The organism is Paenibacillus sp. sgz302115 (assembly GCF_056120445.1).
Genome location: NZ_JBVYOK010000017.1, coordinates 43,273 through 58,418 on the forward strand (window position 1 = coordinate 43,273; position 15,146 = coordinate 58,418).

Genomic DNA, 15,146 nt, shown 5'->3' on the forward strand with positions numbered 1-15,146 from the left:
CGGATTCTGCTGCGGCTTTTTTTCATCGCCCTATGGTGCGGCGGATAGCGGCAGAATGGACTCAAAAGAAGACGTTTTTTGGCAAAACGCAAGAAATAACGCTACAATAGGAGCAGGGAACCAACTAGAATCCGCACACATACAAAGGAGGGCACAACTGTGGCTATGGACCGGACCCGTGTCGCCGTGGAGATATACGGAACTTCCTATAAACTTGTTGGAAGCAGCACTGAATATATGAAGCAGGTCGCCCGTTATGTTGACGAGCACATGCGTGCAATATCCAAATCCCATTCCAGACTGGACACACCCCGGATCGCGGTGCTTGCAGCCGTACATATGGCGGAGCAGGCCATTCAGGTCCAGGATTTTAAGAATGAGCTGAATATGCTGACCGGAGAGCGCACAGAGCTGCGCGTGGAGGTATCACGCCTCCTGGAGGTGCAGCGGGAGCGGCAGGAAGAATATGAGCGGCTGGATGCAGCAGCCAAGGAAGAAGCGGCGCGGCTGATTGCCGCCGCTGAAGAGGAGCGCAGGCTCCATCTGGAGATTCAGGAGCAAGAACGCAAGCTTCGCGCCGAGGCGCTGCTGGAGGCAGAGCAGGCAGCGGCGGCTGCCCGTGAGCAGCTTGCCGGAGAGCTGAAGGCGCGTGAGGCGGAACTGGTGTTGCTGCGGGAGACCAGCGAGCAGGAGCAGAACGCTGCGCGTGAGAGCCATCAGCAGGCGCTGCAAAGCGCTGAGGCTGCAAGGGTGAAGGAGCTTGAAGAGCTGAAGGCGGCCCATCAGCAGGATCTGGCAGCTCTCCGTGAGACACTCACAAAGGAGAAGGCGGAAGCGTTGTCCCGGCTGGAGCAGGAGCTGTCGGAAACCCGGGAATCGCTGGGAGGCGAGCTGGCCGAGGTCCGCTCTGTGCTCGGCAAGGAGCTTACAGATACGAAGTCCCAGCTTGAGAAGGAGCTGACTGAGGGGCGCGAGACGCTGCAAAAAGAGCAGGCGAAGAACAAGGAGCTGCGGCAATCGCTGGGTACGCAGGAGCACCGGCATAAGCAGCAGCTTCAGGAAATGGAGAAGCAGCTTGGCGAGCTGCGCGGCGGAACGGGGCAGCTGCAGTCCAGGCTGCGTGCGGCCGAAGCCGGGCTTAAGGGCGAGCGGGATGCCCGCCTGACGCTGCTCGCGCAGTACGAAGCGGTACTGAAGCGTGAGGAGCAGCTCACGGAAGAGCTTCGATCCGCTGCGGAGCAGGGAACGAAGGTGACGGAGGAGCTGGAGGGGTTGCGCCAGCGTTATGAGCAGGCGCAGAAAGAATCGTCTGCGCTGAGTGATTCGCTTCAGGCCACGAAGGGCAGCCTGACCCGCGTGCAGGAAGAGCTTCAATCTGCCAGCGAGCTGGGAGCGCTGCTCAGTGACGAGCTGGAAGGGCTGCGCCAGCGCTATGAGCTGACGCAGGAGGAAGCTGATGCGCTCCGGAAGTCGCTGCAGGAAACCAAGGGCAGCTTGGCCGCGGCGCAGAGTGAGCTTGCCCAGTCGGCAGAGGAAGCGGCGAACTGGCAGGAGCTCGCAAGCAAGCACATGGAAGATATCGGCGAGCTGGAGACGAAGCTGCTGGAAGCCGAAGAGCAATCCTATTCGCTGCAGCGCGAGATTGAGACGCTGCGCGCTCAGGCGGACGGAATGGTGCAGCAGCTTGACCGTGAGGCCGGCTTGCGGGCTGAAGCGGAGCTCGAGAGCCAGCGGCAGCGCGAAGAGGCGGAAGCCTCCCGCAAGGAGCTTGCGGCGCTGCGCGGGCGTTACGAGGAGCTTATCGCGCAGTATGACGAGGTGCTGCAGGAAGGCGAGCAGCTGAAGGAAAGATACGAGCTTCTGGAGGCCGAAGGCGAAGAAGCCGCACGGCGTCTGGAAGAGCTGTACGAGGCTGGCCGTGAAGCGGCCGCTGCTGCGGCGGAGCAGGAGGAAGCGCTCCGTGAGACACGCGAGGTTGAAGCGTCCTGGAAGAACAAGGCCCAGGAGCTGCAGCAGCTCCAGCGAGAATGGAGCGATACGGAAGCGCAGCTGCGCGAGGAAATTGAGGTCTGGCAGCAGGAAGCCGGCAAGGCCGAAGCCGAGGCTGATGCAATGACCCGCGAGCATACCGAGGTACGGGAGCAGCTTGCAGAAATCGGCGAGAGCTACGAGCTGGCGCGGGGTCAACTGCGGCTGGTGCAGGCGCAGTTTGAACTGCAGCAAGGGGAGCTGGACAAGCTGTCCCAGGAGCATCGCAGCCTTCAGGCGGAATATGCCAAGCTGCAGAGTGAATATAATGAATGGATTCAACTGATCGAACAGGACAGTTGAATGACGGACGAAAGCACAAGGCTGGCCCCAGGCAGCGATAACTGTCTGGGGCCAGCCTTGTGTTTTGGCAGAAGGACTAGGTTTTTCAATAGTAGATTCATTCCGCCTAGTAGTGGTAAAATCAAAACTCAGCAAGAAACAGGTGAATCATTTCCGGGTAGTGTAATGAGTGAACGAGAGGTGATTGTAAAATTCACTCCAAACTTTGTCGAAAATTGCAAAAATATGATGCAAAAAACATTAAAATTCATTATAATTAGTACTATTATATTATCGGTTGAGAAGTAGGGGATCCGCATTATTATAACAAATGACTCGCTGAATTCGGATAAATGGCACCGTAAAATATTGACTGGTTACTGGATCATCGTTTTTTTTATGCTGGCGGCCCAGCTTCTTTTCGTCCTGTCGGATCATTCTCCTGAAGCCAAGGCCAGCCTTATTCCCAGCAAAGGACACTTGTTTATTGGCTGTAACATCATGATTGTAGTTGCGATGACGACAGCCGAAATGTGGCTGCGTTCCACCAGTCAATATCATAAGCAGGCCGTTGTAGTCAGCGGGTTTATTGTTTCTTACCTGATGTATTTTGTGCTGGAGCCGTTTGTTGACGGTGCCCAGATGACTCTTATGATGCCGATTATGATTTCACTTATCTATTATGACCAGAGGCTGCTGGGCTACCTTGGCGCCTTCAGTCTGGTGTTCTACGGCGGAATTTATTTCGGTCTGGAACGGATGCTGCTGAACAAGCCGCTGCTGGAGTTTTTGATGGTCGAGTGCGTATTTGTTGTCTTTGTTGTTATGGCGCGGGCAGTAATTACACGGGGCCGTGAAGTTCGCGAGCATTTGGAGCAGCTCACCAAATCGGAGCAGGAGCTTATGGTTGAGCGGGCGATTTCCGACAAGCTGCTGAAGATTGATGCGCTGACCGGGCTGTATAACCACAAGACCTTTCATGAATATTTGGATTCGCTGCTAGAGCAATGTGAGAGCAATGGCCTGCGGCTGCAGCTGGCGCTGTTCGATATTGATAATTTCAAGCGTGTAAATGATACGTACGGCCATTGGGTAGGTGACCTGGTGCTGAAGGAGGTTGCAGCCAAGGTTGGAGGCATGATTGGTCTGAATGATTTTGCGGCCAGGTATGGCGGGGAAGAATTCGCGGTTATTTTTACGGATAAAAGCTTTCATGAGGCTTACTCGGCTGCTGAACAGCTTCGGCTGTCCATTTCAGCCATGGAGCATCCCTATGCCGGCGGCAAGCCCATTACGGTAAGCATCGGGTTATGCGATTACCAGCACGGCTACGGCAAGGAAATGCTGTTCCGCAAAACGGACCACGCGCTGTACACCGCCAAGCGGAGCGGAAAAAACACCGTAGTGACTGCTTCCACCACGTTCGGAGATGATAATATCCGTTCATTTGCATAAGTAAATACAATAAACCCCCTGTTTCCGCTATAATTCGGAGTAGGGGGTTTCGTGTCTGCAACCGCAGTGAATTATTTTGCTGCTTCAAACGGAGTGGATACCGGCAGGAACAGGTCGATAATCCCAATGACCAGAGCTGCCAGCAGGGCTCCCAGGATGGAGACACTGACACCGCTCACGATGAACTGGGCGATCCAGATGACCAGCGCACTGACTAGAAAACCGACGATGCCGCGGCCGAAGGGCGTTACTTTTTTGCCAAAGATACCTTCAACGACCCATCCGACCAGCGCGATAACCAGAGCCAGAATAAGAGCGCTCCAGAAGCCGCCAATCGAGAACTGCGGGACAATCCAGCCGACAACAAGCAGAACAATCGCTGCAACCACAAAACGGACCACATGACCTAAAAATCTCACTTTAGTCTAACCTCCTTTGGCGTGTGCGTAAGGATATGTGCAGTTCTTATTGTGACCCGAATCCTTTTTTCTATGCCTGAAACATACCCAAATAGCGAAAATGGGCTGAATTAGGTATAATGGAACCATCTATGAAGGGAGCTGTGACTGTAATTGGACGACAAAATTTTGCATACGCTTGAATATCGCAAGATTTTAAATAAATTGATGCAATATACGCAGACCCCAATGGGACGAGTGCTTGCGGAAGCCCTCAGACCCTCTGGCGATTTTGAAGGCGTAAAGCTGCTGCTGCAGGCTACTGACGAAGCGGCAAATGTTGACCGGCTGAAGGGAATCCCTTCCTTCGGCGGCGTGACGGATATCAAGATGGCGTTGAAGCGTGCTTCCATTGGCGGGATGCTGAACACAGGCGAGCTGCTCTCCGTGGGCAACACCATCGGCGGGGCGCGAAGAGTCAAGCGTTTCCTCGCAGCGATGCATGAGGATGAGCCGATCCCGTTCCTGTTCGCACAGAGCGATCTGCTGTCGGAGCAGAAGCATGTGGAGGATGCCATCCGTGCCTGCATCGATGAGAATGCAGAGGTGCTGGACACAGCAAGCCCTGAGCTTGCCACAATCCGCCGTGAGCTGCGCGGAGGCGAGGCCCGAATCCGCGAGAAGCTGGATTCCATGATCCGTTCTTCCTCTGTAGCCAAAATGCTGCAGGACCAGCTTGTGACGATTCGCGGCGACCGGTTTGTTATTCCGGTTAAGGCAGAATACCGCGCCCATTTCGGCGGGATTGTGCATGACCAGTCCGGCTCCGGGGCGACGCTGTTCATTGAGCCGGAATCCATTGTGGCGATGAACAACAAGCTGCGTGAGACACGGCTGCGCGAGGAGCGCGAGATTGAGATTATCCTGCACCGTCTGACGGCGCTTGTCGGCGATATTGCCGAGGAAATGGCCTATGACGTGGATATTCTGGGCGAGCTTGATTTCATCTTCGCCAAAGCGCGGCTGGCCCGCGACATGAAGGCGATTCAGCCGCGGATGAATGACCGTGGTTATCTCAAGCTGCGCAAGGGGCGGCATCCGCTAATCCCTGCGGAGCAGGTCGTTCCGCTTGATGTGGAGCTAGGCAATCAGTACAGCTCTATCATCGTGACCGGACCGAATACAGGAGGTAAGACCGTTACGCTGAAGACGATTGGTCTTCTCAGCCTGATGTCGATGTCGGGATTGTTTATCCCGGCTGAGGAAGGCAGCCAGATGTGCGTGTTCGATGCGATTTATGCTGACATTGGCGACGAGCAGAGCATTGAGCAGAGCCTCAGTACCTTCTCCAGCCATATGACCAATATTATCTCCATCCTGCGGAGAATGACTCCGAAGAGCCTGATTCTTCTGGATGAGGTAGGCGCGGGAACCGACCCGGCCGAAGGCTCGGCTCTGGCGATTGCCATACTTGAGCATATTCACCGGACCGAGTGCCGGATGGTGGCAACCACGCACTACAGCGAGCTGAAAGCTTATGCTTACGAACGCAAGGGCGTTATCAATGCCAGTATGGAATTTGATGTGCAGAGTCTTAGCCCCACCTACCGTCTGCTTATTGGTGTGCCCGGACGAAGCAACGCATTCGCAATTGCCGAACGTCTCGGTCTGCCGAACGCCATTCTGGAGCATGCCCGCGGCGAGGTCAAAGAAGAAGACCTGCGCGTGGAGCATATGATTGCCTCCCTGGAAGAGAACCGTCTTGGAGCGGAGAACGAACGTGAACGCGCCGAGGTGATCCGCCGTGAAGCGGAGGAATTCCGCAAGCGGCAGCAGCAGGAGCTGGAGAAGCTGGAGAGCCAGCGCGACAAGCGGCTGGAGAAGGCGGAGAAGGATGCCAGTGCCATCCTCGACAAAGCGCGTAAGGAAGCTGAGACAATTATCAGCGATTTGCGCCGCCTGGCGATGGAGGAAGGGGCTTCGGTCAAGGAGCACAAGCTGATTGAAGCCCGCCGCCGCCTTGATGAAGCGGAACCGGCGCCGCGCAAGAAGACGGCCTCCCGCAGCAGCGTTAAGGCACCGCGGAAGATTCAGCCCGGTGATGAGGTAAAAGTGCAGAATGTGAATCAAAAGGGCTTTGTCGTGGAGCTAAGCGGTCCTAAGGAAGCCATTGTTCAGTTCGGCATTATGAAGATGAAGGTTAATCTTGAGGACTTGGAATTTCTGGCCTCAGCCCCCGATACCCCGCCGCCGGCGCTTCGCCGTGCAACGACGGTTAAGCGTACCCGCGATGAGAACATCCGCAGTGAGCTGGACCTGCGGGGCGCGAATCTGGAAGAGGCGATTATGGAGACAGACCGCTTTATTGACGAGGCCTTCCTGGGCAATCTGGGACAAATTTCGATTATTCACGGCAAGGGAACCGGGGTGCTGCGCACAGGCATTCAGGAATACCTGCGCAAGCATAAGCATGTCAAGAGCTACCGGCTCGGGAATTATAATGAAGGCGGCGCGGGCGTAACCGTGGCTGAACTGCAATAGCGGCTGGAGTCCGGCAGAAAGAGGGGGAGCATGCAAGAAAATATTGATCTTTTGCTGGATCATCCGCTGGGTGCGCTGCTTGGCTACTTCGCTGTGGCGATACTTGGCCTGGTGGTGTTTCTGTCCTTCTTTGAGATGGTGACCAAATATAATTGCTGGGAAGAAATCCGTAAAGGAAATGTGGCGGTAGCTATGGCGACCGGCGGCAAAATCTTCGGCATCTGCAACATTCTGCGCTTCAGCATTGATTCGGGAGCGTCGATCTACGACACGATGAAATGGGCGGTTGTCGGATTTCTGCTGCTGATTTTGGCCTATTTCCTATTCGAGTTTCTGACCCCGGTGTTCTCCATTGATGATGAAATTGCTGCGGACAACAGGGCTGTTGGCTTGACTGCCATGCTGATCTCCATATCCCTGTCCTATGTGATTGGTGCTGCTATTTTCTAAAGCGGGGGTAGAACGATATGAAGATTTTGGTTCGGGTGCTCTTCTTTTCTGCCCTTGCTTTTTTAGCCGCAGGCATTCTTTATCTAATGATCAACTGAATTCAAATGTGAGGTAAGAAGGAGATATTTCAGATGGAAACAACAGTTTGCCCTTGGTGTCATACGGAGATTGTATGGGACGAGGAGTTCGGCCCGGAGGATATCTGTCCCCACTGCAACAATGAGCTTAGCGGATACCGTACGGTTACGCTGGGTATTGATGACCTGGAGGATGAGGACGAGCCGGAAGTGGCTGGCGAGACGGACAATGAGGTTGTAAGTGACGATAATCTATGGGATGACGACGATAAGGACAGTGTGGTTCCGATCTTTAATACACTGGTCCAGTTCGGCGACGATTATGATTTGAAGCGTTATGAGAAAAGTGTAGCGGCAATTCTGGCAGCTCAGTTAGAGGCGCCGGAATGCCCGCAGTGCCATGAGCTTATGCTGTTGTCAGGCAAGCAGCAGGTAACCGGCTTCGAGCCTTCTTCGCCGGAAGCACTGGGCGGACCTGTGCTGAAGCCGCCGTTTGCGCTCAATGTCTTCGTCTGCCCTTCGTGCTTCCATGTGCAGCACAGTCTGGCGCAGGAAGACCGCATTCAGCTTGTACGCAACCTGAGCACTGGCGCCAAGTAAAGGCTGATTCATGGTTTCCCTTTTTTCTGGACATGTTAAAGCAAGAATTGTTCAGGAGGCAGGAGGGTTACACATGAAAAATTTATTGCGGAATCAGGCCGTTCTGCTGCTTGCTGTGGGCGGACTGTATATGCTGGCAAGCATGCTGGCAGGTACTTTTCTGAACGTGTATTTGTGGAAGAGCCGCCAGAATTTTGCCATGATCGGCTGGTTTGCGGTTGCCCAGCAAGTAGCTCTCGGCCTAAGCTTTTGGCTGGGCGGTAAATGGGTGAAGGAACATAATAAGATGAATGCCCTGCGGCTGGGAATTGCCGTTTCGGGCTTTTTTTATTTACTAGTGCTGCGCTTAGGCGGGAACTCCGTCCATTATATCTGGCCACTGGGATTGACTCTGGGGCTTGCGATCGGCTTTTATTGGCTGGCGTTCAATATTGTGTTTTTTGAAATTACCGAAGCGGAGAACCGCGATTTTTTTAATGGCTGGATGGGGCTGCTGAGCTCTTGTACCGGCATCATCGGGCCGTGGGTTTCCGGCTGGCTTATTTCTCTGTGGCCGGGGGAGCGGGGCTACCGGGTGGTATTTATTATCTCGCTCTGCATTTACAGTGTGGCAGCGGCGCTTAGCTTTCTGCTGAAGAAACGCAAGAGCGAGGGAACTTATCTGTGGCTTGAGCCATGGAAAGAGCTGTCCCGTGCGGGAAGTCCGTGGAGATTTGCATCGGGGGCACTGCTGTTTCAGGGTCTCCGGGAGGGCGTGTTTTCGTTCCTGATCGGACTTCTGGTATACATTGCGGCCAAAGAGGAGAGCAAGCTCGGACAATTTGCGTTTATTACTTCGGCTGTGTCACTGGTCAGCTACTATGCTGCGGGAAAATGGTTCAAGCCTAAATACCGGTTGACGGGAATGCTGGCCGGTGGTCTGCTGCTGGTGGCCGTCATTGTACCGCTGCTATGGAAGCTCAGCTATGGTACATTGCTGATTATGGGCATTGGAACCTCGCTTTGCCTTCCGCTCTACATGCTGCCAATGACTTCGACCAGCTTCGATTTGATGGGCTTGTCGGCAGAAAGCGCAGGCAAACGGGTGGAGCTTGTGGTTCTGCGTGAGCTTAGCTTGATGAGCGGGCGGCTGCTGGGAATGTTCGTGTTCATCGCTGTGCTGTCCGTGACCAGCTCGACGCAGGTTATCACACTGCTGATGCTGCTGCTGGGAACGGCTCCACTGGGGAGCTGGCTGGTTCTGCGCCGTTTGCTGAAGCGAAGCCGTAAATGGAATCCATCTTGAAGCGTGTACGGAATAGGGGGATACTTTCGATTGGCGAAGAAAGAAAAATACGGCCTTAGGACAAGGGTTACAATGATGGTATCCACCGTGGTGCTGGTGGTGCTGCTGGTTTTATACTTTATTTTCCGGAATCAGATTATTCCGCAGACCAGGCATGCCCTGGAGGACAAGGCGATTACAATAGCCCGCACGATTGCATTGATGCCGCTTGTGTCAGACGGACTCAGGGAAGGGCGCAATAAGGAGATTCAGGCCTATACCTCCAAAATCACCCGCCGCAATGATATTATGTTTGTAGTTGTAATTGATATGAACAGTATCCGCTATTCGCATCCCGATGCTTCGAAGATTGGCAAGCCCTTTGTCGGTGGAGGCCAGAAGGAGGCGCTGCATGGTGAAGAGAGCATTTCTGAAGGCGAGGGACTGCTCGGCAAGTCGCTGCGCGCCTTTGTGCCTGTATACAGCGGTCAGGGATATCAGCTTGGGGTAGTTGTGGTCGGTCTTTCGCTGGACCGGGTTCACCGCCTGGTCAGACAAAACGAATGGACGATTATTGCCATTCTGCTGTCCGGCGCTCTGCTGGGAGCCGGGGGAGCTGTCGTTCTGGCGAGGAAAATCAAAGACATGATGTTCGGCATGGAGCCTTCGGATATTTCCAAGCTGCTGGAGGAACGCAGTGCCATGCTGCAGTCCACGCGAGAGGGCATTATTGCGATAGATCATGAGGCGCGGATTACAATGATCAATGTGGAAGCCGAACGGCTTCTGAGAGGGTCGGGCATCACCGGGGGTGCAATGAACCGGCATATCGCCGACTACTGGCCGGAGCTCCGGCTTGAGCTTGTGCTGACAACCGGTGAAGTGAAGCAGGATCAGGATGTTGAGCTTGGCGGCATTGCGCTTCTGGTGAACAGTCTTCCGATTCGGGTGGGCGGCCAGATTGCCGGCGCTATCGCCACGTTCCGTGACAAGACCGAGCTTGCCGTGCTGGCGGAACGGCTGTCCGGTATTTCCGTATACGCCGATGCCCTGCGGGCAGGGGCGCATGAATTCATGAATAAGCTGCATGTCATTATGGGCATGACGCACATGGGCTTGTACGGTGAGCTGCAGCAGTACATTTCGGGAACGGTCAGCAACTACCAGAAGGAGATCGGCTCGATTACGAGGCAGATCAAGGACCCGGTAATGGCCGGATTTCTTTTGGGAAAGCTCAGCCGGGCCCGTGAAGCGGGAATTGAGCTGCAGCTGACGGAGGACAGCTACCTGCCGGAGTCGGCGGACCCGCAAAGCATTCATGAGCTGATCACGATTGCCGGCAACCTGCTCGACAATGCGATGGAAGTGCTAGAAGGGCGGAGCGTCAAGGAAATTGAGCTTGCTTTTCATTATGACCGTGGCCGCCTGCACTGCATCGTGGGAGACAGCGGACCGGGAATTCCGGAAGCGCTGCGGGAGCAGGTATTTGTTCAAGGCTTCTCCACCAAGGGAGAAAAGAGGGGAATCGGCCTGTACCTGGTCCGCAAAAGTGTGGACAAGCTGCAGGGCGAGCTGCGGATTATAGACGGCGGTATGCCGGGAACGACGTTCCTGGCCGATGTGCCGTATGCTGTAAAGGGTGATGTGATGAATGAACATTAAGGTGCTGATTGTTGAAGATGATCCGATGGTGGCGAAGCTCAACCGTCATTATCTGGAGCAGGTCCAGGGCTTCGAGTTTGCGGGCTGGGCAGCTTCGGGAGACGAGGCCGCGCGGATGCTTGCCGAGCTTGAAGTGGACCTGATTTTGCTTGATATTTATATGCCGCACACCAGTGGGCTTCAGCTGCTCTCATCCTTGCGGGAGCAGGGAAGTATGGTTGACATTATCGTGATTTCTGCAGCCAGCGACAATGGAAGCATTCGTAAAGCGCTGCAGTACGGGGCTGTCGATTATTTGATCAAGCCCTTCGAGTTCGCACGTTTTCAGGCGGCATTGTCGGCATACCGTGAGGATTTCGCTCTGATGAAGCATAGGGAGCATCTGAGCCAGGAGCAGCTCGACAAGCTGCTGCGGCATTCTCTGGGGACGGAGGAGGATAAGACCGGAACGCTGCCCAAGGGCCTTACCGAAGGAACGCTGGAGAGCATATGGAACACGATACGGGAGCTGGAGAAGCAGGTGTTTTCCACCGAGGAGATCACTTCGAATGCCCCGATTTCGCGGATATCCGTGCGCAAATATTTGGCTTTTCTCACGGAGGCCGGCGTGCTGGAGATGGAGATCAGCTATGGGGCGGTGGGCAGACCGGTGTACATGTACACGGTTACTCCTGCCGGGCATGAGCTGATCACTAAATATATTTGAATGGAAGTTTGCGAGGGACCTGCGGGTCCTTCTTTTTTTTGAGTTGCCACAAACCGTTGACAAGTTTCTACAAATACTGATAAAATCATTGGAAAACCGACTGGAAAAGTCGGAAATAGTATTTTCAATCTATAAAGATAAGGGGAAGGGGGCATGACCAGACTGTCATCCAATTTGCACTATTCAACCCTGCAAGAAGCATTCTCCCTTCAGCCGGAACAGTCGGTGTCCAGGGTAGAAGAACACTTTGAGGGGAATTCTGTTGTATTTATCCTGCTGAAGGGTGCCAGGAAGGGTCCAACCTTATGGATTCAGGCCGCGCTGCATGGTGACGAATATGACGGCATTTTGACTTGTTTACGTATGATTGAGAAGCTTCCGCTTGATAGTCTATCCGGTAGTATCGTCATATGTCCCATCGTGAATGCCGGTGCCTATCAAGCAGGCACGAATGGGAGTCCTATCGACAACGTGAATCTGAACCGGGTGTTCGGTCACGATAGGCAGGATACATATTCCTACCGTTATGGGGCCTGGCTGGCGCAGCGGATTACCTCCTCCGCCGATTTCATGATTGATCTGCATGGGGGCGGGAAGTTTTTGGATGTCTGTCCGTTTGCCATGGTTGCCGCCGACCATCCACAGGCCTACAAGGCTGCGCTTGATATTCTGGCGGGTGTGGATCTTGCAGCGGTGTACACATGCGATTTTCAATCCAAGGGCATGTTGATTAATGAGGTGTGCCGCGCAGGAATTCCGGCTGTATTGCTGGAGAGCGGCGGTGGAATTACCTGGCGTGAGGTGGATGTGAACCGGCATGAGAAGTCGATTCATACCATACTTAACCGGCTGGGGATGCAAGAAGAGATTCAGCCGGAGCAATTGGCGGACAATGCGCCCTTTTCCATCTCAGAAATCAGGGAATTGAGGTTCGAGCTGTTTGGGGTGCAGCAAAGCCATACCCAGGCGGGCAGTATTGTACGCCGGGGGGACACGTTAATTGAGGTGGTATCATATCCGGATTACAAGATGCAGAGGCTCATCTGTCCGGTAGACAAGGCAATTATTCTATCCATTCATTCCGCAGCGCTGGTGAACGACAAGGGCTATGCAGTAATGCTTGGAATTATAGAATAGACAAAATTATGTACAACAGGGGGATCTACAATGAACAAGACGAAACTGCTTGCTATTCTGATGGTGCTGACGTTGCTGATTGCCGGCTGCTCCACGACCGGAACTTCAAAGAACACCGCTGCTGAAGGGCCGCTGGAGATTACCATTGCCCGCGCATTTGACATTAACGGGCTTGACCCGGGTTTTCTGACTGAGAACGCCCAGGTGGTTGACAATATCTTCGACACGCTGGTCAAGCGCGATGAGAATGAGAAGCTGGTGCCTGGCCTGGCAGAGAGCTGGAGCCAGATAAACGATACGACTTGGGAATTCAAGCTTCGCCAAGGCGTGAAATTCACAAATGATGAACCGTTCAACGCTGATGCGGTGAAATATTCCATCGACCGGGTGCTGAACCCTGATAACAATGCACCTACAGCCAGCTACATTTCGACCATTCAAGAGGTTAAGGTGATTGATGAATATACCGTACATGTTATTACCAAAAAACCGGATCCGCTGGTTCCGACGCGCTTCAACCGCTACCCTACCGAAATTGTACCGCCTAAGTATGCTGAAGAGGTAGGACAGGAGCAGTTCGCCCAGAAGCCGGTTGGAACCGGTCCTTATCAATTCGTTAGCTGGGACAAAGGCAGCAGCGTACAACTGGAAGCTAACCCGAATTACTGGGGAGGAGCGCCAGAGGTCAAGAAAGTGACCTTCCGTTCCATTCCTGAGGCGTCTACCCGTGTAAGCGCACTGCTCAACGGTGAAGTGGACATCATTACCGCTGTTTCTCCCGAAGACCGTGAGAAGGTGACTTCCTCGGCGACCGCGAAGCTGTCCACTGTGGAAAGAGCGGGCAACACCGTCTATGTTGGCTTGAAAACAGCGGAAAAACCGTTCAACGATCCAAAAGTCAGACAAGCACTCAACTATGCCATTGATGTGAAGTCTATTGTTGATAACGTGCTGCAGGGTGCGGCAGTGGAGACGAACAGTCTGATCGGGCCTAAGGATTTTGGTTATGCCGGAGAGTTCGACGCTTATGAATACAACCCGGAGAAGGCTAAAGCGCTGCTGGCTGAAGCGGGCTATCCGAATGGATTTTCCTCTACGCTGGATACTGTGGGCTGGTACATCAAGAACACTGACGTGGCCCAGGTTATCGCTGAGCAGTTGAAGGCGGTTGGGGTCAACATTACCGTCAACAATATCGAGAGCTCGGTCTACCGTACTTTGGTGCCTTCCGGCAAGCAGTCTCCGATGTATGTTCTGGGTTGGAGCAGCACGAACACGCTGGATGCCGATGCGGCAATCTATGCGATTCTGCGTTCAGGAGAATCCTATTCGACCTATGCCAACCCGGATGTAGATGCCAAGCTGGATGAAGCCAGATCCACTACAGACGAAGCCCGCCGCAGTGCCCTGTATAAAGAAATTCAGGAAAAGGTAATACAGGATGCGCCGCGTATTTTCCTGTACCAGGAAAACCAGTACTACGGTGTATCCAACAAGCTGAATTGGAATGGACGCGTGGATGGATCGATTCCGGTAAGCACAATCACCGCTGCAAGCAAATAATGATGCGTGCTCGGTCGGCGATGACATTAAGGCCGGAAATGGAGTGGGTTTAGATTGAAACGGTATGTGTTCAAGCGCTTTTTGCAGTCGCTGCTGGCTGTGCTGGGGGCAGCGACCATCGTATTCTTTATTATCCGCCTGTCCGGTGATCCCGCCAGATTGATGCTGCCGCCTGAAGCCAGTGAAGATCAGGTGGCGGCTCTGCGGGAGAACCTGGGCTTCAACCAGCCCGTATGGCTGCAGTATATTGATTATCTCAAGAATCTGGTGACGGGAGACTTGGGCAACTCTTTGTATTACAAGGACTCGGCTCTGTCACTGGTGCTTGGCCGGATGCCTGCTACAATTGATTTGGCTGTATCGGCTATCCTGATTGCTGTAGTGTTAGGTCTTTCCGCAGGTATTTTGTCCGCTTACAAAAAAAACAGCTTCATCGATCATGTGCTGAGCGGCGGCGTATTTCTTATACAATCCCTTCCTGGTTTTTGGGTTGGGATTGTGCTCATTCTGATTTTCGCCGTTAACCTGCATCTTCTGCCGACCTCCGGCAACCAGGGGCTGGAATCACTGATTCTTCCCGCCCTTACTCTGGCGGCGTATCCTATTGCGCCGATCGCACGCACGATGCGTGCCTCTTTGATCGAGGTCATTGACCAGAGCTACATGACAACCAGCAAGGCACAGGGCTTCTCGAAGCGGCGGCGTGTGCTGCAGCGGGGGCTGAAAAATGCCTTTCTCCCGGTTATTACGGTAATCAGTCTGGAATTTGGGGTGATGATTGCCGGAGCGGTGGTCACGGAGACGATATTCTCCTGGCCCGGAGTCGGGCAGCTCATTATCCAGGGTGTCAGCAACCGTGATTTTCCGCTGGTGCAGGCCAGCATTCTGATCATTAGTATTATTTACATTTTTATCAACTTTATCACGGACCTAATCTATCTTCGGATTGACCCCAGAATCAAAGTGCAATAATGAAGAGAGGA

General features: G+C 53.8%; 12 protein-coding genes. 11 read left to right on the forward strand and 1 reads right to left on the reverse strand.

Annotated elements, in window-relative coordinates; translation table 11 throughout:
- Positions 1-159: 159 nt before the first annotated feature.
- Both AC0LWN_RS24700 and AC0LWN_RS24705 read left to right on the forward strand, forming a co-directional pair.
- Positions 160-2,331: a hypothetical protein gene (locus tag AC0LWN_RS24700; protein ID WP_474670053.1), complete on the forward strand. Its 2,172-nt coding sequence runs from the start codon at positions 160-162 to the stop codon at positions 2,329-2,331.
- Between the two features lie 480 nt (positions 2,332-2,811).
- A complete protein-coding gene (locus tag AC0LWN_RS24705; protein WP_474670055.1) occupies positions 2,812-3,765 on the forward strand; it encodes a GGDEF domain-containing protein in 954 nt (317 codons plus the stop codon).
- A 71-nt stretch (positions 3,766-3,836) separates the two neighbouring features.
- On the opposite strand, the gene AC0LWN_RS24710 is transcribed toward AC0LWN_RS24705, so the two are convergent.
- Entirely contained in the window at positions 3,837-4,184 is a 348-nt protein-coding gene (locus AC0LWN_RS24710; RefSeq protein ID WP_458964824.1) for a phage holin family protein, read from the reverse strand.
- A gap of 153 nt (positions 4,185-4,337) precedes the next feature.
- On the opposite strand from AC0LWN_RS24710, the gene AC0LWN_RS24715 reads away from it, so the two are divergent.
- From AC0LWN_RS24715 to AC0LWN_RS24755, 9 genes are all read left to right on the forward strand, one after another.
- Positions 4,338-6,704 carry an endonuclease MutS2 gene (locus AC0LWN_RS24715; protein WP_474670058.1) on the forward strand — a complete coding sequence of 789 codons (2,367 nt, stop codon included), beginning with the start codon at positions 4,338-4,340 and terminating at the stop codon, positions 6,702-6,704.
- 30 nt (positions 6,705-6,734) lie between these two features.
- Complete coding sequence (locus tag AC0LWN_RS24720) at positions 6,735-7,154, forward strand: DUF350 domain-containing protein (RefSeq protein ID WP_019912342.1); 420 nt, start codon at positions 6,735-6,737, stop codon at positions 7,152-7,154.
- Between the two features lie 131 nt (positions 7,155-7,285).
- Entirely contained in the window at positions 7,286-7,831 is a 546-nt protein-coding gene (locus AC0LWN_RS24725) for a hypothetical protein (protein WP_474670060.1), read from the forward strand.
- Positions 7,832-7,904: 73 nt separating this feature from the next.
- Positions 7,905-9,116 carry an MFS transporter gene (locus AC0LWN_RS24730; protein WP_474670062.1) on the forward strand — a complete coding sequence of 404 codons (1,212 nt, stop codon included), beginning with the start codon at positions 7,905-7,907 and terminating at the stop codon, positions 9,114-9,116.
- Between the two features lie 30 nt (positions 9,117-9,146).
- Entirely contained in the window at positions 9,147-10,757 is a 1,611-nt protein-coding gene (dcuS, locus tag AC0LWN_RS24735) for a DcuS/MalK family sensor histidine kinase (protein WP_474670064.1), read from the forward strand.
- Entirely contained in the window at positions 10,747-11,463 is a 717-nt protein-coding gene (locus AC0LWN_RS24740; protein WP_474670066.1) for a response regulator, read from the forward strand. Before dcuS ends, AC0LWN_RS24740 begins: the two co-directional genes overlap by 11 nt.
- Before the next feature lie 153 nt (positions 11,464-11,616).
- Positions 11,617-12,600, forward strand: a complete 984-nt coding sequence (locus AC0LWN_RS24745; RefSeq protein ID WP_474670068.1) for a M14 family metallopeptidase — start codon at positions 11,617-11,619, stop codon at positions 12,598-12,600.
- A 30-nt stretch (positions 12,601-12,630) separates the two neighbouring features.
- Entirely contained in the window at positions 12,631-14,163 is a 1,533-nt protein-coding gene (locus AC0LWN_RS24750) for an ABC transporter substrate-binding protein (protein ID WP_474670070.1), read from the forward strand.
- A 54-nt stretch (positions 14,164-14,217) separates the two neighbouring features.
- Positions 14,218-15,135, forward strand: a complete 918-nt coding sequence (locus tag AC0LWN_RS24755; protein ID WP_474670072.1) for an ABC transporter permease — start codon at positions 14,218-14,220, stop codon at positions 15,133-15,135.
- Positions 15,136-15,146: the final 11 nt, after the last annotated feature.